This is a genomic window from Nonlabens antarcticus (assembly GCF_015356755.1).
Taxonomy (GTDB): Bacteria; Bacteroidota; Bacteroidia; order Flavobacteriales; family Flavobacteriaceae; genus Nonlabens; species Nonlabens antarcticus.
This window is the reverse complement of sequence record NZ_JADFCO010000065.1, coordinates 1-23,547: the sequence shown is the minus strand read 5'-3', so window position 1 is coordinate 23,547 and position 23,547 is coordinate 1. Positions and strand designations below refer to the sequence as shown.

The following is a 23,547-nucleotide window of genomic DNA, read 5'->3' as shown; positions in this document are numbered from 1 at the left end:
ATTTGCAAACTCTAAATATCTTGTAATGAATAAATTTGTATTTCTAGTATTTCTTTTTGTCACGACCATTGCGTTTGCCCAAACTGGTAAAGTGATAGGTGCGATTATTGACACAGATGCATCCACGGCAAATGAACCTGTTTCATTTGCATCTGTTGTTTTAAAGGGAACAAATTATGGTGCTCAATCTGACATTGATGGGAAATTTAATATTACCGCACCCGCTGGAACCTACACACTTGTAGTTTCCTTTGTGGGAATGAAGACAATTGAAGTAGAGCAAGTTATCGTTCGTAATGGTTTTACCACAACTATTGATGTGCTCATGAAAGCTGAAACAGCTTCTCTAGATGCGGTTTCTATCGTAGTGGCAAAATCACGGGCAAGTACGGATGCTCTAATAGAAGAAAAGAAAAATGCGGTAACTATCAAACAATCTATAGGTGCCGAGGAATTGTCGCAAAAGGGCATTAGTAACGCTGAAGGTGCAGTAACTAAAGTGAGTGGTGTTAGCAAACAGGCTGGGGTTAAAAACGTTTTTGTGCGAGGGTTGGGAGATCGTTATAACTCCACTACTCTAAATGGTTTACCGTTACCCTCTGAGGATCCTGAATACAAAAATATCTCGCTAGACTTTTTTGGATCTGATCTCTTAGAAACGGTGGACATTAATAAGGTGTTTACATCTGCAATTACAGGTGATAATGCTGGAGCAAATATAAATATTGACTTGAAAGGTCTGACAGATCGTGATCAACTTGAGTTGAGCGTCTCTACCGGCGCTAACTTGCAAACGATAGGTGAAGATTTTAAAGGAATAGATGGCGGCGGTTACCTAGGATTTACTAGTCCTAAATTGCCGATAGATAATTTAGGAGCATATACTTTTGATAACAATATCAACAGCAATGATCAAAATGGATTAGCAAATCTGGGTTTTTCTATTAACGGCGGAAAACGTTTTGAGATAGGCGGTAATTATCTGAATGTTTATGGACTTTTGACTTTCGATAACAGTTATAGAGCTATAAATGGAACGATTAGGAACACTACGAGTGCCGGCACGCTTTATTTAGAACAGGATTTTGAGAGATTTGAATACGCCACTTCTCAAATTGCAGAAATTGATCTGGATTATAGATTCAATGGAAACAAAGTAGAGTTTCTTTCCTTATACATCCATAAAAATAATCAGGATTTTCAAGAGTTTGAGGGATTTAATAATCCAGAACAATCTGGAGACAGAGTTTTTGTAAGAAGACAACAAACGAATGATAATAATTTATTCGTCAATCAACTTTTAACAGAATTCAACCTGAGTGATAAACTAGAACTTAAGGTAGATGGATCTTTTAACGCTTTAAGAGGAAGCGAGCCAGATAGAAGAAGTTTTGAATATCTGTTGAGAGATGGGTTTTATTCGCCTAATCTAGATTCTGGGGGAAACAACCAGCGCTACTATAGCGAGATTCAAGAGAATGATTATAATGGAAAGGCCAGTTTAAAATATGACTTTGCTAGCGATGATAGTGATTTACTCAATTACATAACATTGGGTGGGGATTATCGTTACACGCATCACATTTTCAAGGCAACTACCTTCAATCATACGTTTGATCAGAGAGTTCAAACCGATATTGATGACTCTGATGCCATTTACAATCAGGCATCTTTAGACGCAGGAACTTTTAGGTTAGAAACGGGTCGAGGATCTGTTTTAAATCCTGATGCTTTTATACCTTTTTACTACATAGGCGACCGGTACATTGCCGCGGGACAGCTAGGATATGTAGGAAATCTTTCTGAAAAGCTGTTATTTACAGCTGGTGGGCGATTTGAAAATATACGTCAGGAGGTTAATTATAATACTAACGTGGCCAATAGTGATACGAATGGTCCAGCACTTATCGAGGAAAATCTATTTTTACCCAGTGTTGGTTTAAAGTATTCTATCAATGATGAACATATTGTACGATTAGCTGGTAGTAGAACCTATATACTTCCTAGATTCAAGGAAATAGCACCTTTTCGCTACAATAACCCTGGAGGTCGTGCTACACAGGGTAATCCTGATTTAGATATTTCAACTGTTGTTAATGTGGACCTGTCTTATGAAATCTATCCCAATAGAGGCGAGGTCTATTCTATAACAGGGTTTTACAAAAACATTCAAAACCCTATTTCAAGAACAGAGATTCCTAGCGCAGGTAATACACTTACGTATTTAAATGTGGGGGATAAAGCAACTGTCATAGGTGCAGAAATCGAAATAAGAAAAACCCTTTTTGAAAATGAAATGACAACGCTGGATGGTTCTGATAAAGACCGCAGCAACAAGTTTAGTTTAGGTTTTAATGCTTCGTATCTATATAGTAAGCAAGAATTGGATGATCCTCTTGCACAATTTACCGACGACAATTCTGCACTTCAAGGAGCTGCTCCATTTTTAACCAATTTTGACATCAATTATAACACCTTTGTAGGAAACAGCAATTTAAATACAGCGGTGGTGTTCAACTATTTTACAGAACGTGTATTCTCTGTGGGGACTCGTGGTTTTGCAAACATTAAAGAAATAGGTATTCCCACACTAGACCTAGTGAGTTCTATAGGAGTAGGTGAGAACGGGAAGCTATCACTAAAAGCTAAAAACCTGCTGAATCCAGAAGTTAGGTTAGAACGAGATGGTAACATTGATAACACAATACTCGACGGTTATAAACGTGGGCTTGACATTAGCTTAGGATACAGCTATACCTTTTAATTATTTGGTAATCTGGGGTTAACGCAGCCTGGAGTCACATGTTTTTACTTTGTCAGAACAAACAAATCAAATTTTCAAACAATGAAAAAGTTACTATTATCAACGATGGCTATTGCTGCACTAACATTTAATTCATGCTCTACAGACGACAACGTTTCTGGAGGTGGTGATAATGGAGGGGAATCAAATCTGACCCTCTCTGGCAATCTTACCGAAAATAGAACGCTAACAGCAGACAAAGCTTATGTTCTTGACGGTACATTTTTAGTAAAAAGCGGGTCTACGCTTACCATAGAAGCGGGCACAACCATCACTGCCACTGCTGGAGGCACTGATGTTTACCTTCTTGTTGAAAGAGGTGGTAAAATAATTGCTAATGGTACAGCTGCTGCACCTATACGGTTCACAAGTTCTGCTAAGGTTCCTGCGGCATGGGGTGGTGTGATTCTCAATGGGAATGCTTTTATTTCAGGTCAGAATCCACAAGGACAAAATGAAGCTGGTACAGAGGTGAATACGGGAGTTCGTTTTGGAGGAGACAATGACACAGAGTCTTCAGGTGTTCTAAATTACGTAATTATTGAGTACACAGGCGCCCGCATCGATGGCGATGCAGAGCACAATGGTCTTACACTTAATGGTGTAGGTTCAGGCACTACACTTTCTAATATTTGGATAGCAAACGGTGATGATGACGGGATTGAATTCTTCGGTGGATCTGTCAATGCTTCAAATATTTTTGTTTTGAATGCAAAGGATGACATGTTTGATGTAACGCAAGGGTACCGTGGAACATTGACTAACCTTTATGGGATTCGTGAGTCAGGTTTTAACTCAGTAACTTCTGATCCTCGTGGTGTTGAAGCAGATGGTAATCTTGATGGAGAATCTCCTTCTGATAATACACAGTCAGTTTTTACCATGAATAATGTGACATTAATCAACGGTGGTTCTGAAACAAAGTTTTCTGATATGATTAAAATACGCAGAGGTGGGACCGCAACGATTAATAATGCTCTAAGCATTTTAAAAGGAACGGCAACTGCTGAAGATTTCATTGATTTAAGTGATGGGAAAGGCAACGCAAATGATGCGACCGTAGTGAACGTCACATTTCAAGGAGTTCCTATCATGAATGCCGTTAAAAACCCAACAACAAGCACAGTTAATGTTTCAATTACAAATACTGGTGCTAATGCTTCCGCATTTGACTGGACCGGTTATGGTTTCTAGCATAATAGAATTTTCATGTGAAAAGCTGTCCTTAATGGGCAGTTTTTTTATGTAACGGTTTGTGGGTTTATTAGCAAGGATCATTAGTCAAAAGCCATTAGATTATCAATGTTTCGCTTTCGCGAAAGCGAAATTATTTCCACCATAAAAACAGCTATAATGATAACCATATGGTAACGTACGTCTGTCTAGAATATAGCAATTTTGCACCCTAATATTATTCTGAAAATGGGAGACATTTACATCTACATGCTTATTATTCTTGCGGGTCTTGCGATTACAGATCTTGTAGTTGGAGTTAGCAATGATGCCGTAAATTTCTTGAATAGCGCTATAGGTTCTAAGGCGATCAGTTTCAAGACAATTATGATCATTGCCAGTTTAGGTATTGCGTTGGGAGCTCTTTCCAGTAGTGGTATGATGGAGGTCGCGCGTAAAGGTATTTTTAATCCAGGTGAGTTCTATTTTGACGAAATCATGATCATTTTCATGGCTGTCATGATCACTGATATTTTATTGCTGGACTTTTTTAACAGTCTGGGATTGCCCACATCAACTACAGTTTCTATCGTGTTTGAGCTTTTGGGAGCCGCTGTTTGTGTGTCTCTTTTAAAGATAGGGGAAAATGATAATGAGACCTTTTTAGATCTTGGAAAATACATTGCAACAGATACAGCCATTGAAATTGTGGTCGGTATATTAATGTCCGTTGCTGTTGCTTTTACGATAGGAGCATTAGTTCAATTCTTGTCCCGATTGATGTTGACATTTGACTACAATAAACGTCCTGCGTTTCTAGCAGGAATTTTCGGCGGATTGTCATTGACGAGTTTGTACTATTTTATTCTTGTAAAAGGATTGAAAGGAGCAGATTTAGGTGGACTGAATTTCATATTTGAATACACTACTAATGTTTATGAAACCTTAGGTTACGGGTTTATATTTTGGTCAATTGTTAGTCTGGTTTATGTATATGTTCTCAAGTGGGATATTTATAAACTTATCATTATTCTGGGAACCTTCGGTCTTGCCATGGCTTTTGCCGGGAATGATCTCGTTAATTTTATAGGTGTTCCCATTGGAGCTTATGATGCTTATAAGATCTGGATAGAAAACGGTGCTGTGGCAAATTTTCCGATGGATGCACTAGCAGGTAAATTGCCGAGTCAGAAGTGGTTGTTGATGCTAGCCGGTGTGGTGATGATCTTAACGCTTTGGTTTTCTTCAAAGGCTCAAGCCGTTGTAAAAACATCTGTAGACCTTGCCCGTCAGGACAGTGGTACGGAGCGTTTTAAATCAAATTTTGTATCTAGATTTTTAGTACGCTACTCAGTTATGGCGGCAGATGGGATTGAATACATCATGCCTAAGAAAGCTTCAATCTATATTTCCAAACGATTTGAAAAAGTGCCTTCATTGGGACTTGTTTCTAAAAATGAGGACAAACCAGCTTTTGATTATGTGCGTGCTTCTGTGAATTTAATGGTGGCGAGTGTATTGATTTCGGTAGCGACCTCCTACAAATTACCATTATCTACAACTTATGTGACTTTTATGGTAGCAATGGGAACTTCCCTAGCAGATCGTGCATGGGGAAGAGAAAGCGCGGTATATCGTATAGCTGGAGTCTTGAATGTAATAGGAGGCTGGTTCTTTACGGCTTTTAGTGCCTTTACTGCCGCAGCCTTGTTTGCTTATATTATTTACTGGGGTGGTTTTTATGCCATCATAGGTTTAGTTGTTCTGGCTGTGGTTCTTATTACACGTAGTTTTATCATGCACAAACGTTCGCAATCAGAACAACGTGTCACTGACGAACTCCAGAAAGCAGAGAGCAAAACGATTCAAGGAATTATAGAAGAAAGTTCTGATACTGTAGCTACTGTATTTAAACGTGCTAAGGATATGTATTCTAACACGCTTGAAGGATTGATGAATCAAGATCTAGGTGCATTAAAATCAGGAAGAAAAGTTAGTAAAAAATTAGGCGGAGAGATTGATGGATTGCGTAATAACATTTACTTTTTTATTAAAAATCTAGATGAGAAAAGCATAGGAGCGAGTAAATTCTACATCGATGTTCTTGGACATTTACAGGACATATCGCAGTCCTTAGAATATATTTCTAGATCCAGTACAGATCACATCAATAATAACCATAAGAGTTTAAAATTCAATCAGATAAAAGATCTTAAGGAAATTATCAATCGCATTCACAGTATTTTTGAGGAATCCCAACACATTTTTAGATCTAAGGAATTCAGCAAATTGGAATCTATTATTCTCAAGAAACGAGAGTTGCTAGAACTGGTAGATCAGAAGATTGAAAAGCAAGTTAAACGAACTAAGGATTCTGATGAGTCGCCTAAGAATACAACCTTGTATTTTGGTTTGTTGTTAGAAACTAGGGACTTGATGAATGTTACTACTCAAGTAGCAGAACAATATTTCACAGAGTATGACTCTAGCAGATTCGGAAAGAAACAGAATTAAAGATTGGATTTGATTTCATGTTTTGAGCTTAGGTTCCAGTCCCAGTCCTATTAGGGGTGTGGTTCTAGTCTCAGTTTCAAATTCTTCTCAAGATTTATGCGTAGAAACTCTGTTATTAGGAAGTTCCTGGTTATGTAGCAGGCAAATTGATTTACTGTCATTTAGTAATATTAAACAGTGCCAGTAAGGATCCATTTCAAACAAAGCTTTTGGTAGGAACAAAAACCTGATTAAAGTCAAGAACAAGTTTGATGATTATTGCTTCTACAGTCTTCCGTTCAATGAGTTATCCTAGCTGTTCTTTCACGGCTTGACGCCTAGCTTTTGTTTTACTATTTGAAATGATTTGTGTTTTTCGCTGGAAAAATACCGATGGTAATGAGTTTTTGCAGAGTTCTTTTCAAGCGCGATATTCTGCTTATAAAACATCGGTATCAACTTTCATTCAATGGAGGGAACTTCAACTCTGGGAAGTACCGTTTTTTATACAAAGCTTTAATTATACTTGTTTTCCCTTAAGCGAAATGCTGAAGGCAATCGGTATTTGTTTTTTTCAAATCAAGTTCAATAAAACCTATTTCCCTTTTCTGTGGAAATTTCTAAGGCAATGGGGCCTGGTTCTAAATACCCTTTCGCGAAAGCGATATTTAAGTTCGCTCAATAAAAAATGCCTCCCATAATAGAAGGCATTCTAAATACTTTATAATATATAGCCTAAGCTGCCTCTTCTACTTCTGAAGGAATCTGATCTCCTTCTTCTGGCTGCTCACCGTACTTCCTGCGATAGCGCAGTTTTGCTCTGTGAACCAGGTACAACAGGATAGGAACAATAATCAATGTGAGGAAGGTCGCAAACAACAATCCGAATATTACGGTCCAGGCTAATGGTCCCCAGAAAATCACGTTATCTCCACCCACATAAACTTTAGGGTCAAACTCACTAAAGAGACTGAAGAAATCAATATTTAAACCAATCGCTAACGGAATCAATCCTAAAACGGTGGTGATTGCAGTCAACAATACAGGACGTAATCTTGCTTTTCCTGCCTGGACAATGGCTTCAAACTGGTCTTCTCTAGAGATGAGGTATTTGCCATCATCAATCCCTAATTGTTCAATCTTACGCAGTACTAAGATATCCACATAGTCAATTAGTACCACACTATTATTCACCACAATACCCGCTAGAGATATGATTCCCATCATAGTCATCATAATTACAAACGGCCATCCCGTAATCATCAACCCAAGAAAGACACCTATAAAACTCAAGAATATGGAAATCATGATGATCGTAGGTTTTGACACGCCACTAAACTGAAATACTAGAATGAAGAAGATCAATGCGAGTCCTGACATCAAGGCTGTCATTAAAAAAGCTTGCTGTTTGTTTTGCTCTTCTAACTGACCCGTATAATCGATTTTAATGGTGTCAGATAGATTTTGAAAATCGAGCATCTCGTTTTGAATTTGTGCAACTGCTGCTCCTGCATCACTGTAGCCTGGTTTTAAAGCACTGTAAACCGTGACGACTCTCTTGTTGTCCTTATGTTTAATAGCGCTAAACCCAGAAACGTTTTCTTGCGTGGTGACCGCACTTACTGGAATCTCGCGTATTTGTCCAGAAGCCATATCTCTAAACGTGATACGTTGATTGAATAGCGAACTGCGATCGTATCGATTCTCTTCATTGAAGCGAACGTTGATGTCATAATCCTCACCATCTTTTTTATAGACACCCGCTTTTTCACCAAATATCGATCTACGTAACTGCATCCCTACTTGGCTTGCACTGATTCCTAGTTCGCCGGCTTTTTCACGGTCTACCTTGACTTGTAATGCTGGTTTACTTTTATTGACATCTATTTTCAATTCATCAATGGGCGCAATATTTTTCTCGTTCAAGAATTTTACCATGCGCTCTGCAGTTACAATGAGATCGCTATAATCGTCCCCTTGTAATTCAATATTTACGGGATATCCCGCTGGTGGTCCCGCCTGGTCTTTTTCAACACTAATCGCAATTCCGGGAAATTTACCTTGAACTGCTTCCTGCACTTTCTGGCGCAATACCTCGCTGTCTTTTCCATTGCGGTATTTGTATTCTCGCATACTTGCAGTGATTTTACCTTTATTAGGCATTTCTGCAGCACTACCGCCATCTGTTTGCGGGTTTCCAGCGCCTTCACCTACTTGAGAAACGGCACTTTCCACAAGGAAATTCTCACCATCTTCCATGTATTCAGGAGCGTTCAAAACTTCGTAAACAATATCCTCAATTTCTTTAGTGGTGCTATTGGTTTTTTTAATAGAAGTTCCCTCAGGATACTCTATGTAAACTATAATCTGATTGGGTTTGTTTTCCGGGAAGAATTCTACTTTAGTACGACCGCTGGCTACCGATACGCCGAAATACAAAAACAACACTCCCAAAAACATCACGACCATTCCGCCTGTAAAGTAATAAGGTGTTTTCCCTCTTAATGCGAACACCAAGAACTTCTCATAGGCATTGTCGAGCCATTTCAAACTTCTCCTTTGAAAGAAGGTTGTCCATCCCTTAATTACATATTTGTAAAGCCATAATAGGATTACCGTCACTACCATTACAGTTCCCAAACCTCTAATCGCACCGCCAAATATCATTATTAGAGTTCCTATAGATCCCATGATAATGGTAATCAGAATCAATTTCTTTAGAGGTATGTTTTTCTCATCAATGCTCATGAATTTTGAAACCAGCATGGAATTGAAAAATATAGCTACAACTAGGGAACTCCCTAAAACAATGGACAAAGTGATGGGGAAATATTTCATGAACTCTCCCATGATTCCCGGCCATAAACCTATAGGAATAAAAGCGGCAACCGTTGTCAAGGTGGAAATAATAATAGGAACGGCGATCTCGCCTATTCCCACTTTGGCAGCTTTCATTCTCGACATGCCTTCTTCATCCATCAAACGGTACACATTTTCAACTACTACAATACCGTTATCTACCAGCATCCCCAATCCCATTATCATGGCAAATAGAATCATAGTGTTTAACGTATATCCTAAAAAGTTAAGGATGATAAAACTCATCAACATTGACATAGGAATAGCAAATCCTACAAACAAGGCATTTCTAAACCCTAAGAAGAACATAAGAACCGTAACTACCAGAATGACACCGAAAATTATGTTGTTGACTAGATCATCTACCTGGTTAAGAGTACGGCTGGAACCATCATTGGTAATGGATATTTCAACGTTGTCTGGAATGCTCCCGTTTTCTTGAGACTCTTTAATAATATCACGAATGCTTTCTGCTGCTTCAATGGTATTTTTCCCGGCTTGTTTTTTTACGTCAATCATGACAACAGGATCTCCAAATTCTCTCGCAAAAGTGGTTTTGTCTTCCTCTCGAAAATTTACTGTCGCGATATCCGTTAAATAAATAGGACCGTTTTCGTTCTTAACTACAAAACGTTCCAGTTGATCAGGTCTCGTGATTTCTCCCAGTATTCGTATAGTGCGTCGCTGGCTTTCTGTTTTAATATTACCGGCACTCATGGTCGCATTACCACCTGCTACTGCATTGATCACATTATCAAAGCTAACCTTAGCGGCAGTCATTTTGTAAATATCAACGGCAACTTCTACTTCTAGTTCTTGGGCTCCACGTATTTCTGCTTCTTTGATTTGTTCTAGATTCTCGATTTCATCTTCTAGATATTCTGCAAATTCCTTAAGCTCTCTAACGGTATAATCACCCCTAAGGTTGATATTCATAATAGGAACCTGCTCGCTTATTTTCAGGTCAAAAATATTAGGCTCTACCTTAGCATTATTAAAGGTAGGCCAGTCTTCGTTTGATGTTTCTACATCAACCTCATCCTTAACTTTCTGCTTTGCTTCTTCAACAGTGAGCTTCTCATTGAATTCAATCGTAATGATGGAATAATCCTCTTGTGAAGTAGATAGAATTTCAACAACGTTAGAAAGATTCTTTAATTTATCTTCCAACGGTTCTGTGATCAATCGCTCGATATCCTCTGCGGTATTTCCTGGATAGACACTGGAAATATATATTTTAGTTTCCTTTACCTCAGGAAAATCCTCCCGTGGCATTGCAAAGTAACCGGATATCCCCAAGACGAGAACCAGGCCAATAATGATCCATATTACGGTGGAATTATTGATCGCCCATGAGGATAAACCAAATTCCTTTTCGCTCTTTTTACCCATAATAATTAGTCTTTTATTCTTATTTGTTGGCCTTCTCGAACACTACGGGCTCCTTCAACTATAATTAAATCTCCGCTGGTAATACCTTCTGTGATTTCGATCATATTGTCACTTGTTTTACCGGCTTTGATAAGCTTCCTTTTCGCAATAGCGGTATCAAAATCAGCGTTTTTCTTAAAATCAGTGGCTACCATTACGTATTGTTCACCATTTTGATTTTCACTTATCACAGATAATGGGATTAGAATAGCATTCTCACTAGAATAATCGTTGATTTTTAATCTAGCGGTAAGGTTAGGTTTTATGTTTCCATTCTTATTGCTGACGGGAATCTCAATTCTAAAAGACCGATTTGCTGGATTGATAAAAGCACTGCTTTGACGCACTGTACTGGTCATTTTTTCTCCCAATACAGGGAACTCAACGTCGACTTCAGTTCCCTTTGTGATGGTAGCGATATAGCTTTCTGGAACCTCAACTTCAATGTACATATCGTCTAGATTAACTAAACGGAATAGTTGCGTGGATCCTGGTGACACAACACTTCCCTGCTCTGTAATGACATTATCAATTACCCCAGAAAAAGGCGCCGTGATCACACTTTTTGCCAGTTGCTGTTGCATGGAATTGATGGCGCTTTGACGAGCCTCATAGCCAGCTTTTGCCTGTAAATACTGGATTTCTGAGCCTATATTTTGATCCCAAAGTCTTTTCTGTCTTTCAAAGGTTGTTTTAGCAAGTTGTGCCTCTACCTTCATTTGTTCAATTTGCTGTCCCACACCACCATCATCAACTCGGGCAAGGCGTTGTCCTTTAGAAACCCGCTGCCCTTCTGTAACATAAACATTTGTCAAAACTCCAGAAGTTTCTGCAGTGATTGTAATATTTTGCTTCGTGTCAACACTTCCTTGTAATTCTATGAAGTGATTAAATAAGGTGTCAGTTACAGTTTCAATACTCACCAGTGCACCATCTTTTTTCACGCTGTTTTCATCTAAGTATTTCTCAATCGTGTTGATCTCATTTTCCAACTCTTTTTTCTCATTAAGAAGCTCTGTTTTTTTATGGGCAATAGCATCAACATCCTTACTAGCGATAAGTTCGTCAATGGATTGTTCACCACCACAGGCGATCAGTACTGGTAATAATAGCAAATAGATTAATTTATTTTTCATGTTATGGTTGTTATGGACGGTCATTTCTAGTTGATAAATAATTAGGGGTATTCAGTACGGTTTCTAGAGTCGCTTTATTACTAATGACCTGATACATACTATTAAGATATTCTGATTGTGCCTGGTATAATTGCGTTTGTGCCTGTCTTAAATCAAAGCTGCTGGCAATACCTTCCGTAAACTTGATTTCGTTTTTATTTTCAATACGCTCTGCCAGTTCAAGATTCTTTTTATTTGTATAATAGGTATCGATGGCAAGCTGGTAATCATTAACGGCGCTTTCATAATCAAGTCTGATTTCCTGCTGCCTTCTATCTAAGTCTGTCTCTGCCTGATCCCACGCGATTTTTGCACGATCTGTCCGCGCCTTTCTACCGAACGATGTGAAAATGGGCCAGTTGATACTTACTCCAGCCACTGATTGTGGGTACCATTGTGTGCTGTTTTTAAAAAAAACAAATTCATTATCAAAGGCCTGGGTTCCATAATTTATAAATCCAGTAATCCTTGGTAACGCCTTACTGCGCTCTAGTTTGTATTCCAGACGACGCTGTTCTGTAAGATTGAATGCAATGCGATAATCAACAGACTGTTCTAGATTGAGGTTTTGATTACTTAATGCGGGATCAATCGTTTTTACAGCAAGGCTTTCCAGGTTATCTGCTAGTTTTACGTTACTTGCTAGGTCAATTCCCATCGCAAGCTGAAACATGTTCATAGCGATTTCAGTCTGTCGCTGGGCACTGTTCAGCTGGTTTGTCAATTGAAGGAAAGTAATTTCTAATTGTTCTACATCTTCCTCTTCCGTCAGGCCATTTTCAAATATTTTTCTTGTTTCATAAAGGTTCTTTTCTAATGTTTCAAGGTTTTTAGTGATGATGTCCACATTTTCTTGAGACAATAGAACGCCTCCATAGGCATTGATGACTCCTTTTCTAACTTCTAATTTTGTTTTATTATTGGCGTTTTCTGAAAATTTCAGAAAGGTCTTAGAAGCTTCCAATGCTACAAGATAACTTCCGTCAAAAATGATCTGGCTTAATGTGGCAGTGAGGCTTGCATTTTGTTTAGGTGAAAAAACTACGGGAACAAAGGTGCCTGGTGCCTCCCCAATAATCTCTCCAGGGAGAACGGACACTGGTTGCTTGAGCTGATTGTTATAATCTGCACTTCCTGAAATTTGTGGTAATCCAGTCGCGGTCGTTTCCCATTTTTGCTTCAAAGCTTTTGCGATATCGCGTCTGGAATTAATCGCTTGATAGTTATTCAACAAGGCAAAGTCAATGGCTTCCTCTAGTGTAAAGCTGTAGTTTTCTGATGTAGTTGTGAGCTGTTGTGAGTTCGCTTTCGCGAAAGCGAAAAACATCAACATCACGATACTGTACTTAATTACTGACATTTAATGATGGTTTGATTGGGTTAATTCATTTAAAATATTACGGCCTGCAGGTGTCACGATTCCACGCAAGTGATATTCAAGATACTGGTCATATAGCTGGTCTTGTGGGAATCGATCGATAGGGAAGATGGAAATATTTTTGATTCCTTGAATGCCTATGAAGTACATACGAGCAACAAAGGTTTTATCAATATTATCACGGTAAAGTCCTAGTTCAATACCACGTTCTACATTGCGATAAATGCAATTATCCATAAAATCATACATGCGTTTGCTAATAATTTGATGAATCTCTGGATAATATTTTTGCAATTGATAGATTGATGAGGAGTTATCCCCTCTAAGTTCACGCATCACATAACTCTTGACTTCATACAACTCTTCAATAGGAGTGCGGTTCTCATCAAGAGCAATATTATTAACACCGTCGCAAATGAAGTTGCACATATGCATGGAAGTTGCGGCAACAAGCTCACTTTTATTTTTATAATGTGTATAAAGCGTTTTTTTACTCATACCCATACGGCTCGCGATATCATCCATAGTCACGCTTTTGAACCCGTGATTTAAAAACAGGTCAAGGGACTCTTTTAAAATTAGTTCTTTAGGTTCCATATTAATTTCAAGCTGCAAAAGTAGTCACGGGAAACTTTAGAAACTAACAAAGTTTCCAAAGTTTATGATTCTTTTAAAATATCAGACAACATAATGAGCTGTGTATGATAGTTCCTTTGCTATTTTTGAACTTATGACTAGCATTGAAAATTTAAGGAGTCAGTTTTTAGAATATCTGGACACCACGATCACCCATAAAAAACCCAGCGGACTATACGATCCGGTGCATTATATATTAGGACTGGGCGGGAAGCGTTTGCGGCCATTGCTGACGTTGATGAGTGCAGAAATGTATGGAAGTGATATCGAAAAAGCACTGGATGCCGCTGTGGCCATAGAGGTTTTTCACAACTTTACTTTGTTGCACGATGACATTATGGATGCAGCAGCACTACGTCGCGGTAAAGAAACGGTGCACGAAAAGTGGGATACAAATACCGGAATCCTGAGCGGTGATGCTATGATGATTATCGCTTACCAAAGCTTTCTTTCTTATGATCCAGAATCCTTTTATGCGTTAAATAGTATTTTTTCTAAAACAGCACTGGAAGTTTGCGAGGGACAGCAGATGGACGTGGATTTTGAAACCAGAACAGATGTTACGGTTGAGGATTATCTGTTGATGATCAAATTGAAAACGTCTGTTTTAGTAGGTTGCGCGTTGCAAATGGGTGCGATTATCGCTGGTAAGAACCCAGAAGAGCAGGAGAAAATATATACATACGGCATCCAGCTGGGCATGGCGTTCCAGTTGATGGATGATTATCTGGATGCCTTTGGCGATCCAGAAACTTTTGGAAAGGAAGTGGGCGGTGATATCAGAGAAAACAAGAAAACCTATCTGTATTTGAAGTCGATTGATAATGATGATTTTTCAGAAGAGTTAAAGTCACTATTCGCTCAAGATTACCGCAACCTAAACGCTGACCAAATCGATGATAAAAAAGAACGTGCTAAAGAGCTTTTTGTAAACAGCGGTGGCGCAAATCGGACTCTGGAAGCTATCAAGACTTACACTGATAGTGCTTTAAAAACCATTGCATCCTTAGACATGGAACCGAAAAACAAGGCAGTCCTTAAAAAGTTTTCTGAGGATTTGATGTCTAGAATCAGCTAGTTATGGAATTAACCACTCTGCAGGAAAGGCTAGAAGCAAAGAATCATATTTTCCAAGTTTACCGCAATCAGGTGAATAAAGATCTCGAACGATCAGGATTTGAGGCGATCGCAGCAAATGAACCCGATGCTTTTTTAAAAGAATTGGTGTCGGTTTTGAGTGAAGCGATTGAAGAAAGCGATACTAAACTCCAGCAGCTTTACTATCTCGCAGATGTTCCCGAAAAGGATTTGGAGAAAGGAATTGTAATGGCTTTTATTGTTAGAGAATGGGTGAAGATTCGATTTAGGTTGGGGCAGTAGGGAAGTAAAAATAAAAGTAAAAATAACTTTACGCGCGTGCATTTGCAATAAGCGATACGCTCCTTCTCGATTGCCGCTGGAAGTGGCTGCAGCAAATTATCATAGAACAATTCTGAATTTCGTCAAGCCGTCGCAGGACGGCTTCGCTTGCTTGTTTTATTCCAATGATAGTCAAGTTTTGTAAACGTAAAATGTTTCTTGTCATTTCTTCCACGGTGCAAAGATTCTCGACAATGGCATCGTTGATGGTTACTTAACATACCCCTATCCTGTTTCGAGCGACAGTCGAGAAAAGGTTAGTTCTGGCTATATGAGGACTTTGAATTTACATTCGCTCCTTCTCGACTTTCGCTGGAAGCGGCTGCAGCAAATTATCGTAGAACAATTCTCTTGGATTTTGTCAAGCCGTCGCAGGACGGCTTCGCTTGCTTGTTTTATTCCAATGATAGTCAAGTTTTGTAAACGCGATACGCTCCTTCTAGACTGCTGTCAAATCAGTAGCATTTTATTTTATTCATACTTCCCATCTGCCCATTGCATCGCTGGAACCATCCATTCGTCAAGCGCTTGGAATAAAAACCCGTGTCGCAAACCGGTAACCAGTTCTAGATCTTTATAGTGCTTAATACCGCAACTAGAGGCTATTTTTCTGGATAAAGCTGAATTTCCCGCGGGATCAGACCTATCGTAAATATTGAGGATATTACCGCACCAGTTGATTTCTGGAATTTGTTCCATGTCGCCCTGCCTGCCAAGGCACGACAGGCAGGTTTCGCGAAAGCTGCCTATAAAGACAAAATTGAGTTGGGGGTTGTTTGCGATCGTTGAAATATATTGAGCAATATAACCGCCTTTTGAGGTTCCCACGACAGTAATACGATCCGGATCAATACCTAAATCAATCAAACTATCCACTTGTCTATTCACTTCTTGAGCATATTCTAGCGCATTCACGTTTCCGTTGCGCTTCTCACTAATGATCGCAAATCCATGATCTCTGAATTTTTGTATAACTTCTTTGTATTCCACTCGACCATAATCTGGATGGACGGCATCTAAATCGTTTGTTTCTAGGAATGCATTATGGAGGAAGAAGATGTATTTATCATTACTCGCTGCTTCACTCGCTGCTTCTTTAATTTGTTGTGCTGTGGACGGTTTGCAAGAGATGCAAGAGAATAATATTAAGAAGTTTATTTTAAAATTAATTTTCAATAGTTATTCTTTTTTCCATGTCACCCTAAATTCATTTCAGGGTCTCCGTAATTATAGCAGGATCATTATGCGTGTTACAGATTTTCCAACAGAGTTAACTGATAATCACCTAAACTCCATACGAGGAGATGCTGAAATAAATTCAGCATGACAAAACCTTTTATTAATTTAAGTTTCAGTTTAAACTTAAAAAAGAACCCTCACAAATGGCTGCAAACCATTCCTGTAAATACTGCGGCCATCATCATAAAGTACATCATAACGCACGCCTATGGTTACTGGCCCATTTACATAGCCCGCACCTAAGAAAAGTGCAGGAACCCAATAATTATCATCCCTAAATTGAGGATCCTCAAAATTCTGATTGACGTTGAGGTATTCAAAGTCGGCACTTAGTTGTATTTCCCTTATGGGGTTTGCGATACCTATAATACTACCGCCTAATATGGTGCTGGAGTAGTCTAGATTATCATTTGCAAAACCATCGCGACGGTCAAAATTGCGCTTGACGTAACTCCCATTCAACCCCAGACCCACGCCTATAAAAGGATTGACCTGGTAGATGGCTTGAGGTGCCAATTGAATGGCGGTGTAACCGGTACCGAAACTCACTCCCAAATTACCACCATAACGTACTTGGTTCCAAAAATCGGCATTGGAAGTTTGAGCTTGGCAGATAATTGAAGCTATAATACAAATAAATACAGATAATGTTGTATTTTTAAGAGAGTTGGTCTTCATAAAGGGTTCTTATAACGCAATCGTTATAAATATACAAAAGGTTATGATGAAGAGAGGCAATTCTGTATTTTTGCTGTAACGATTGAAAACGGGAGCTTTCCCGATAGATTTATGGATAGATTTTCTTTTCTCAATGCAGCACACACTGCATATTTCGCTGGACTTTACGATGAATATTTAACAAATCCGGATCGCGTGGAGCCATCCTGGAGAGCCTTCTTTCAAGGGTTTGACTTTGGAATGGAGTCTGCAGGCGACGGCGATGTTCAAGTAGTCTATGAGGATAAAGGTGAAGATTTCTGTGTGGACGTATCTAACCAGATGCGTAAAGAGTTTCAAGTAGTACAACTTATCGATGGTTACCGCACTCGTGGACATTTATTCACAAAAACAAACCCGGTACGGGAACGCCGCCAGTACACACCTACTTTAGACTTGAGTAATTTTGGATTGTCAGATGAAGATCTCTCTACAGATTTTGAATCTGGGGAATTGATAGGGTTGGGCAAGACAACACTAAAGAACATCCTCGACCATTTACAAAAAGTATATTGTCAGAGTATAGGTGTGGAGTACATGTACGTGCGCTCTCCAGAACAGGTCAAGTGGATCCAGAGCTGGTTGCATCGCAATGCTAATCATCCTGAATTTGATAATTCTAAAAAAATACAGATTCTCAAGAAGCTCAATGAAGCTGTTTCTTTTGAATCATTTTTACATACAAAATACGTAGGTCAAAAGCGATTCTCCCTAGAAGGAAATGAGTCCTTGATTCCTGCTTTAGACGCTTTAATTGAGAATGCTGCAGATCATGGCGTGAACCAGTTTGTACTGGGAATGGCTCACCGTGGTCGTTTAAATGTGTTGTCAAATATCTTTGGTAAACCCGTTTCTGATATTTTTTCAGAATTTGATGGTAAAGATTACGAGCAGGATGTTTTTGATGGTGATGTAAAATACCACTTAGGTTATACCAGCAAGCGTAAAACAGATAATGGCAACCATATCAATATAAATATTGTTCCTAACCCGTCACACCTGGAAACAGTAGGAGCGGTCGTTGAGGGAATTGCACGTGCCAAACAAGATATGCACACACCTGACGATTTTTCTAAGGTGCTGCCCATCGTGTTGCATGGTGATGCTGCCATTGCAGGTCAAGGTATCGTTTATGAAGTTGTCCAAATGGCCAAGTTAGATGCCTACAAAACAGCAGGAACTATACATTTAGTAGTTAATAATCAGGTAGGATTCACCACAAATTACCTAGACGCGAGATCCAGTACATACTGTACAGATATCGCTAAAGTGACCTTATCGCCAGTACTTCACGTTAATGCAGATGATGCAGAGGCTGTTGTACACGCGATGAATTTTGCTTTTGAATATAGAATGCAGTTTAAGAGTGACGTATTCATTGACCTATTAGGTTATAGAAAATACGGTCACAATGAAGGCGATGAGCCGCGCTTCACGCAACCACAATTGTATAAGGCAATCAGCAAGCACGAGAATACTCGTGACATTTATGCAGATAAATTGTTGAAGGCGGGAATCATTGAAGAAGGAACGGTAGCCGATTTAGAAAAGGAATTTAAGGGTAAATTAGAAGATCAACTCGCTACTTCCAGAAAACAAGAAAATACAGTGATAACACCATTCATGCAAGATGAATGGGAAGGTTATGAGACTGCAGATGAAGATATGATGATGAAAGTCGTGAAGACTGGAGTCGATAAGAAAAAATTAAAAGAGATTACTAAAGTCATTTCAACCTTACCTAAAGGTGAAAACTTTATCAAGAAGATCAAGAAGATCGTCGAGTCCAGACAAGAAATGTTTGATGAGAATAAACTGGACTGGGCCATGGGCGAGCACCTTGCCTATGGATCATTGATGCAGGAAGGTTACAACGTCCGCATGAGTGGTCAGGATGTGGAACGAGGAACGTTTTCCCACCGCCATGCGGTAGTGAAGTCAGAGAATGACGAGGAAGAATTCACCCTTCATAATTTCCTAGATGTAAAGGGTAAGATGGAGATTTACAATTCCCACCTTTCAGAATATGGAGTGGTAGGTTTTGAATATGGTTATGCGATGGCACAGCCAGAAACGCTCACGATATGGGAGGCGCAATTTGGCGATTTCTCTAACGGTGCGCAGATCATGATCGACCAGTACATCAGTGCCGGTGAAGATAAATGGAAGAACCAGAATGGGCTCGTTTTATTATTGCCACATGGTTATGAAGGTCAGGGAGCAGAGCATTCAAGTGCCCGTATGGAGCGCTATTTACAGATGTGTGCCAAAGACAATATGTGGATGGCAAACTGCACCACACCAGCAAATATGTTCCACTTATTGAGACGTCAGATGTTGGTGAACTACCGCAAACCGTTGGTGGTATTCACGCCTAAATCTTTGTTGAGGTCGCCGCGTGCCATAAGCACCGTTGATGAGTTTGTTAAAGGTCATTTTCAAGAAGTTATTGATGTGGACGGAGACGCTTTCGCGAAAGCGAACACATTAGTATTCACCAGTGGAAAATTCTACTATGATCTTATTGAAGAAAGAGAGAAACAAGAACGGACAGATGTTGCCATTGTAAGAGTGGAGCAATTGTTCCCATTACCTATAAAGCAGATTAATAAAATAATCAAAAAATACGGATCGAAAGATGTTGTGTGGGCACAGGAAGAACCACGCAATATGGGGGCATATTCCCACTTAATGCTGCACATGAAAGAAACCAGAAGCTGGCGCGTATGTTCCAGAAATATGTATGCCGCTCCAGCCTCAGGAAGCTCAACGAGATCTAAGGCAAGGCAAGCGAGAGTAATAGAAGACGTATTTAATACCAACAAATAATATTATGGCTCTAGAAATGAAAGTGCCCTCACCGGGCGAGTCGATTACAGAAGTAGAAATAGCAGAATGGTTAGTCGCTGACGGTGACTGGGTTGAAAAAGACCAAGCCATTGCAGAGGTTGATAGCGATAAGGCAACACTGGAACTTCCAGCGGAAGCCAGCGGTATCATCACCCTGAAAGCTGAAGAAGGCGATGCTGTTGCAGTAGGCGCCGTAGTCTGTCTGATCGATACGGAAGCAGAAAACCCCAACAAAGGAGGTTCTAGCGACAAGAAAGACAGCAAGAAGAAAAGTGATGCTGATAGCAATGAAGAAGATGCTAAGGATGCGCCGTCCTCCATGGGCAAGGGCGACGAAGGTGGCGGTAGCGATCCCGAAAAGGAACTTAACAAGAAAGACGAAAAAACAGAAGACAAAAAGAATTCTGAAAAAGCACCACAGCCGGAGCAAGCTAAGAAAACATATGCCAGCGGAACGCCTAGTCCTGCTGCCAAGAAAATTATGGATGAAAAAGGAGTCGATGCCAAGTCGGTTTCTGGATCCGGCCGTGATGGCCGCATAACTAAAGACGATGCCGTAAACTCTAAACCATCCATGGGAACCCCAGGATCTGGATCTCGTGGAGAATCCCGATCTAAGCTTTCTATGCTGCGACGTAAGGTAGCAGAGCGATTGGTAAGCGTGAAGAATGAAACAGCGATGCTAACTACTTTTAATGAGGTAGATATGCACGCGATATTTGCATTGCGCACAGAGTATAAAGATTCGTTTAAAGCGAAACACGGTGTTGGTTTAGGGTTTATGTCCTTCTTCACTAAAGCCGTTACCAGAGCATTAGAAATGTACCCAGCGGTAAATTCTATGATCGATGGTAAAGAAATGATATCTTACGATTTCGCTGACATTTCCATTGCAGTTTCTGGCCCTAAAGGCTTGATGGTTCCCGTAATAAGAAATGCAGAAAATCTATCCTTTAGAGGAGTCGAGCAGGAAGTCAAGCGACTAGCTTTACGCGCAAGAGATGGAGAAATTACCGTTGATGAAATGACGGGAGGTACCTTCACCATCACAAACGGCGGAATCTTCGGCAGCATGATGAGCACGCCTATTATAAATCCGCCACAGAGTGCGATTTTGGGAATGCACAACATCATCGAACGACCAGTAGTTATCGATGGCGATATCGTTGCACGTCCTATGATGTATCTAGCGGTTTCTTATGACCACAGAATCATAGACGGCAAGGAATCTGTAGGATTCTTAGTAGCGATTAAAGAGGCATTAGAAAACCCGATTGAGTTGTTGATGGATAATGATGTGAAGAAGGCGCTGGAACTATAGATTACCATTTACACTGTCAGTTCGAGCACAGTCGAGAACAGTTTAGGTGTTCAAATATTTGAACATCAACCTAAAAGTATAGAAAAGCGATCTCATTTGAGATCGCTTTTTTGTTTTAACCGAGATAGTAAATTAGAGATATAAGATTATGTTGTAGCAGCAGGTGTTAGATAAATAAACATAAAGTCCACAAAATATAGATCATTTTGAACTTAGATAATTACTGACTTTTGATCACAAAAACACACCCCCAAAAAGCTAGCTTTTTGGGGGTGTGTTTTTAATAATTCTCTTTTAAATATTATATTTTTTAAGAAGCTACCGCCTGACTAACAGCTACATTCCTATCAATCTTCCCAATCATTCCCTGCAATGCTTTTCCTGGGCCTACCTCAATAAACTCTGTAGCGCCGTCTTTGATCATTTCCTGGATGGACTGTGTCCATTTAACGGGTGCGGTGAGTTGGTAGATTAGGTTAGTAATGATGTCTCCCGTTGCAGTAGTTGCAAGAGTAGTTACATTTTGATAAATGGGACAGTCCGGTTTTTCAAAGTCAGTTGCATCAATTGCTTTTGCAAGGCGTTCTCTTGCGGGTTCCATAAGCGGAGAATGAAAAGCACCGCCTACGGGAAGAATTAAGGCTCTTTTGGCTCCTCTTTCTTTAAGAATCGCACAAGCTTCTTCCACGGCTGGTATTTTTCCAGAGATAACGAGTTGGCCAGGACAATTGTAATTTGCTGGGACAACGACACCTTGAATGCTTTTACACACACTTTCTATGACATCGTCTGCAATTCCTAGGATCGCTGCCATAGTGCTGGCCTGCATTTCACAGGCAGCCTGCATGGCGAGAGCACGTTCACTAACGAGTCTCAATCCATCTTCAAAACTAAGCGCTCCCACTGCGGTTAAGGCACTTAGTTCTCCCAAGCTATGACCAGCGACCATATCTGGTGCAAAATCATTGCCCATAACCCGCGCCAAAATCACAGAATGTAAAAACACCGCTGGTTGAGTCACTTTTGTTTCCTTCAATTCCTCAGCAGTTCCTTCAAACATGATTTTAGAAATATCAAAACCTAATATTTCATTTGCTTTATGAAAAAGGTCTCTAGCCACCTCAAAACGGTCGTAAAGATCTTTTCCCATTCCTGTAAACTGTGCTCCTTGACCTGGAAATACGTATGCTTTCATTCTTTTAATTTAATACTACAAATGTAGTGATTGGGGTTATTTGTGATTTATAATTTGAATCGAAGTTTATTGGAAAATGAGTTTTCAGTCCCAGTCTCAGCTTTCAGTTTTTTATGTAGATAAATTAGTGTCAGTTTTCAGTCTGGTGCAATCGAGTTTTTAGTCACAGTCTCAGCTTTCAGTTAGGGTGAATAAGGTTTTCAATTCGAGTTTCCAGTTTTTTTATGGCGGTAAATTAGTGTCAGTTTTCAGTCTCAGTTTTCAGTCAGGGTGAAAGAAAATTACTCCCCTTTTGTGCTGAAATCGAGTATGTCACTACTCAGATCCCGCATCCAAATTTATTAGGATTATTGATCATATAGTTGATGAGCTTTCCTATTTCCAAGGTTTCACTGTAGATGGAATCAAAATGTTCTTTTTTTATATAGTTGCAGTCTAGAGCAAACCTGATCCAAACAGCAGTTTCAGAATTCTCTCCATCAGCATCGGTTAGTTTGCTTATGAAATGTTTGGGATAGCGTCGTTTGCGATAGGCCTCGGCAATATTTGCACAAACACTGCGAGAAGATCTTCTTATTTGATCTGTAACAGCATACTTTTCTACAGTTGGAAACGATTTTGAGATCTCAAAAATGGACATTGCATTATTATAAGCTTTCTGATAAGCAATTAAATTTTCAAATTCCATAAGTAATCTTAACTATTAAAAACGTACGCAGTTTGATTTGCGCAGCAAAGCAAACTGCGACTGCAAACTGCGACTGCAAACTGCGACTGCAAACTGCGACTGCAAACTGCGACTGCAAACTGCGACTGCAAACTGCGACTGCAAACTGCGACTGCAAACTGCGACTGCAA

General features: G+C 39.6%; 16 protein-coding genes. 7 read left to right on the top strand and 9 right to left on the bottom strand.

Features of this window, described 5'->3' with window-relative positions:
* Nucleotides 1-25 precede the first annotated feature (25 nt).
* The 3 genes from IQ282_RS08095 (at nucleotide 26) to IQ282_RS08085 (ending at nucleotide 6,490) form a co-directional block, all read left to right on the top strand.
* Nucleotides 26-2,764 (top strand): TonB-dependent receptor, encoded by a 2,739-nt coding sequence (locus IQ282_RS08095; RefSeq protein ID WP_194851362.1) that lies wholly within the window; start codon nucleotides 26-28, stop codon nucleotides 2,762-2,764.
* 81 nt (nucleotides 2,765-2,845) lie between these two features.
* Nucleotides 2,846-3,997 carry a hypothetical protein gene (locus tag IQ282_RS08090; protein WP_194851361.1) on the top strand — a complete coding sequence of 384 codons (1,152 nt, stop codon included), beginning with the start codon at nucleotides 2,846-2,848 and terminating at the stop codon, nucleotides 3,995-3,997.
* A gap of 228 nt (nucleotides 3,998-4,225) precedes the next feature.
* On the top strand, nucleotides 4,226-6,490 hold the full coding sequence (locus IQ282_RS08085; RefSeq protein WP_194851360.1) for an inorganic phosphate transporter: 2,265 nt from the start codon (nucleotides 4,226-4,228) through the stop codon (nucleotides 6,488-6,490).
* A 714-nt stretch (nucleotides 6,491-7,204) separates the two neighbouring features.
* Here IQ282_RS08085 and IQ282_RS08080 read toward each other — a convergent pair.
* The 4 genes from IQ282_RS08080 to IQ282_RS08065 are packed head-to-tail and all read right to left on the bottom strand — an operon-like array spanning nucleotide 7,205 to nucleotide 13,909.
* Nucleotides 7,205-10,720 carry an efflux RND transporter permease subunit gene (locus IQ282_RS08080; RefSeq protein WP_194851359.1) on the bottom strand — a complete coding sequence of 1,172 codons (3,516 nt, stop codon included), beginning with the start codon at nucleotides 10,718-10,720 and terminating at the stop codon, nucleotides 7,205-7,207.
* 5 nt (nucleotides 10,721-10,725) lie between these two features.
* Nucleotides 10,726-11,895, bottom strand: a complete 1,170-nt coding sequence (locus IQ282_RS08075; RefSeq protein ID WP_194851358.1) for an efflux RND transporter periplasmic adaptor subunit — start codon at nucleotides 11,893-11,895, stop codon at nucleotides 10,726-10,728.
* A gap of 10 nt (nucleotides 11,896-11,905) precedes the next feature.
* Complete coding sequence (locus tag IQ282_RS08070; protein ID WP_194851357.1) at nucleotides 11,906-13,294, bottom strand: TolC family protein; 1,389 nt, start codon at nucleotides 13,292-13,294, stop codon at nucleotides 11,906-11,908.
* Entirely contained in the window at nucleotides 13,295-13,909 is a 615-nt protein-coding gene (locus tag IQ282_RS08065; RefSeq protein ID WP_194851356.1) for a TetR/AcrR family transcriptional regulator, read from the bottom strand.
* A 133-nt stretch (nucleotides 13,910-14,042) separates the two neighbouring features.
* On the opposite strand from IQ282_RS08065, the gene IQ282_RS08060 reads away from it, so the two are divergent.
* On the top strand, nucleotides 14,043-15,026 hold the full coding sequence (locus IQ282_RS08060; RefSeq protein ID WP_194851355.1) for a polyprenyl synthetase family protein: 984 nt from the start codon (nucleotides 14,043-14,045) through the stop codon (nucleotides 15,024-15,026).
* 2 nt (nucleotides 15,027-15,028) lie between these two features.
* Nucleotides 15,029-15,328: a hypothetical protein gene (locus IQ282_RS08055; protein ID WP_194851354.1), complete on the top strand. Its 300-nt coding sequence runs from the start codon at nucleotides 15,029-15,031 to the stop codon at nucleotides 15,326-15,328.
* Between the two features lie 510 nt (nucleotides 15,329-15,838).
* On the opposite strand, the gene IQ282_RS08050 is transcribed toward IQ282_RS08055, so the two are convergent.
* The gene (locus IQ282_RS08050; protein ID WP_194851353.1) at nucleotides 15,839-16,543 is read right to left on the bottom strand and encodes an alpha/beta hydrolase; all 705 of its coding nucleotides are present in this window, start codon (nucleotides 16,541-16,543) and stop codon (nucleotides 15,839-15,841) included.
* A gap of 186 nt (nucleotides 16,544-16,729) precedes the next feature.
* A complete protein-coding gene (locus tag IQ282_RS08045) occupies nucleotides 16,730-17,284 on the bottom strand; it encodes an alpha-ketoglutarate decarboxylase (RefSeq protein WP_194851352.1) in 555 nt (184 codons plus the stop codon).
* Nucleotides 17,285-17,395: 111 nt separating this feature from the next.
* On the opposite strand from IQ282_RS08045, the gene IQ282_RS08040 reads away from it, so the two are divergent.
* Entirely contained in the window at nucleotides 17,396-20,152 is a 2,757-nt protein-coding gene (locus tag IQ282_RS08040) for a 2-oxoglutarate dehydrogenase E1 component (protein ID WP_194851351.1), read from the top strand.
* A 4-nt stretch (nucleotides 20,153-20,156) separates the two neighbouring features.
* Nucleotides 20,157-21,494: a 2-oxoglutarate dehydrogenase complex dihydrolipoyllysine-residue succinyltransferase gene (odhB, locus tag IQ282_RS08035; protein WP_194851350.1), complete on the top strand. Its 1,338-nt coding sequence runs from the start codon at nucleotides 20,157-20,159 to the stop codon at nucleotides 21,492-21,494.
* Between the two features lie 310 nt (nucleotides 21,495-21,804).
* Here the strand turns inward: odhB and fabD are convergent, their stop codons facing one another.
* The 3 genes from fabD to IQ282_RS08020 all read right to left on the bottom strand — a co-directional run.
* Nucleotides 21,805-22,689, bottom strand: coding sequence for an ACP S-malonyltransferase (gene fabD, locus IQ282_RS08030; protein WP_194851349.1), 885 nt, complete (start codon nucleotides 22,687-22,689; stop codon nucleotides 21,805-21,807).
* A 319-nt stretch (nucleotides 22,690-23,008) separates the two neighbouring features.
* Nucleotides 23,009-23,377 (bottom strand): four helix bundle protein, encoded by a 369-nt coding sequence (locus tag IQ282_RS08025; RefSeq protein WP_194851348.1) that lies wholly within the window; start codon nucleotides 23,375-23,377, stop codon nucleotides 23,009-23,011.
* On the bottom strand, nucleotides 23,367-23,547 hold a 181-nt coding region (locus IQ282_RS08020), incomplete at its 5' end, for a hypothetical protein (protein WP_194851347.1). The genes IQ282_RS08025 and IQ282_RS08020, both read right to left, overlap by 11 nt.

Bases quoted from the DNA above. Each gene is read 5' to 3' on its own strand.
- IQ282_RS08095 (WP_194851362.1), top strand. From the start codon at position 26: ATGAATAAATTTGTATTTCTAGTATTTCTTTTTGTCACGACCATTGCG.
- IQ282_RS08090 (WP_194851361.1), top strand. From the start codon at position 2,846: ATGAAAAAGTTACTATTATCAACGATGGCTATTGCTGCACTAACATTT.
- IQ282_RS08085 (WP_194851360.1), top strand. From the start codon at position 4,226: ATGGGAGACATTTACATCTACATGCTTATTATTCTTGCGGGTCTTGCG.
- IQ282_RS08080 (WP_194851359.1), bottom strand. From the start codon at position 10,720: ATGGGTAAAAAGAGCGAAAAGGAATTTGGTTTATCCTCATGGGCGATC.
- IQ282_RS08075 (WP_194851358.1), bottom strand. From the start codon at position 11,895: ATGAAAAATAAATTAATCTATTTGCTATTATTACCAGTACTGATCGCC.
- IQ282_RS08070 (WP_194851357.1), bottom strand. From the start codon at position 13,294: ATGTCAGTAATTAAGTACAGTATCGTGATGTTGATGTTTTTCGCTTTC.
- IQ282_RS08065 (WP_194851356.1), bottom strand. From the start codon at position 13,909: ATGGAACCTAAAGAACTAATTTTAAAAGAGTCCCTTGACCTGTTTTTA.
- IQ282_RS08060 (WP_194851355.1), top strand. From the start codon at position 14,043: ATGACTAGCATTGAAAATTTAAGGAGTCAGTTTTTAGAATATCTGGAC.
- IQ282_RS08055 (WP_194851354.1), top strand. From the start codon at position 15,029: ATGGAATTAACCACTCTGCAGGAAAGGCTAGAAGCAAAGAATCATATT.
- IQ282_RS08045 (WP_194851352.1), bottom strand. From the start codon at position 17,284: ATGAAGACCAACTCTCTTAAAAATACAACATTATCTGTATTTATTTGT.
- IQ282_RS08040 (WP_194851351.1), top strand. From the start codon at position 17,396: ATGGATAGATTTTCTTTTCTCAATGCAGCACACACTGCATATTTCGCT.
- odhB (WP_194851350.1), top strand. From the start codon at position 20,157: ATGGCTCTAGAAATGAAAGTGCCCTCACCGGGCGAGTCGATTACAGAA.
- fabD (WP_194851349.1), bottom strand. From the start codon at position 22,689: ATGAAAGCATACGTATTTCCAGGTCAAGGAGCACAGTTTACAGGAATG.
- IQ282_RS08025 (WP_194851348.1), bottom strand. From the start codon at position 23,377: ATGGAATTTGAAAATTTAATTGCTTATCAGAAAGCTTATAATAATGCA.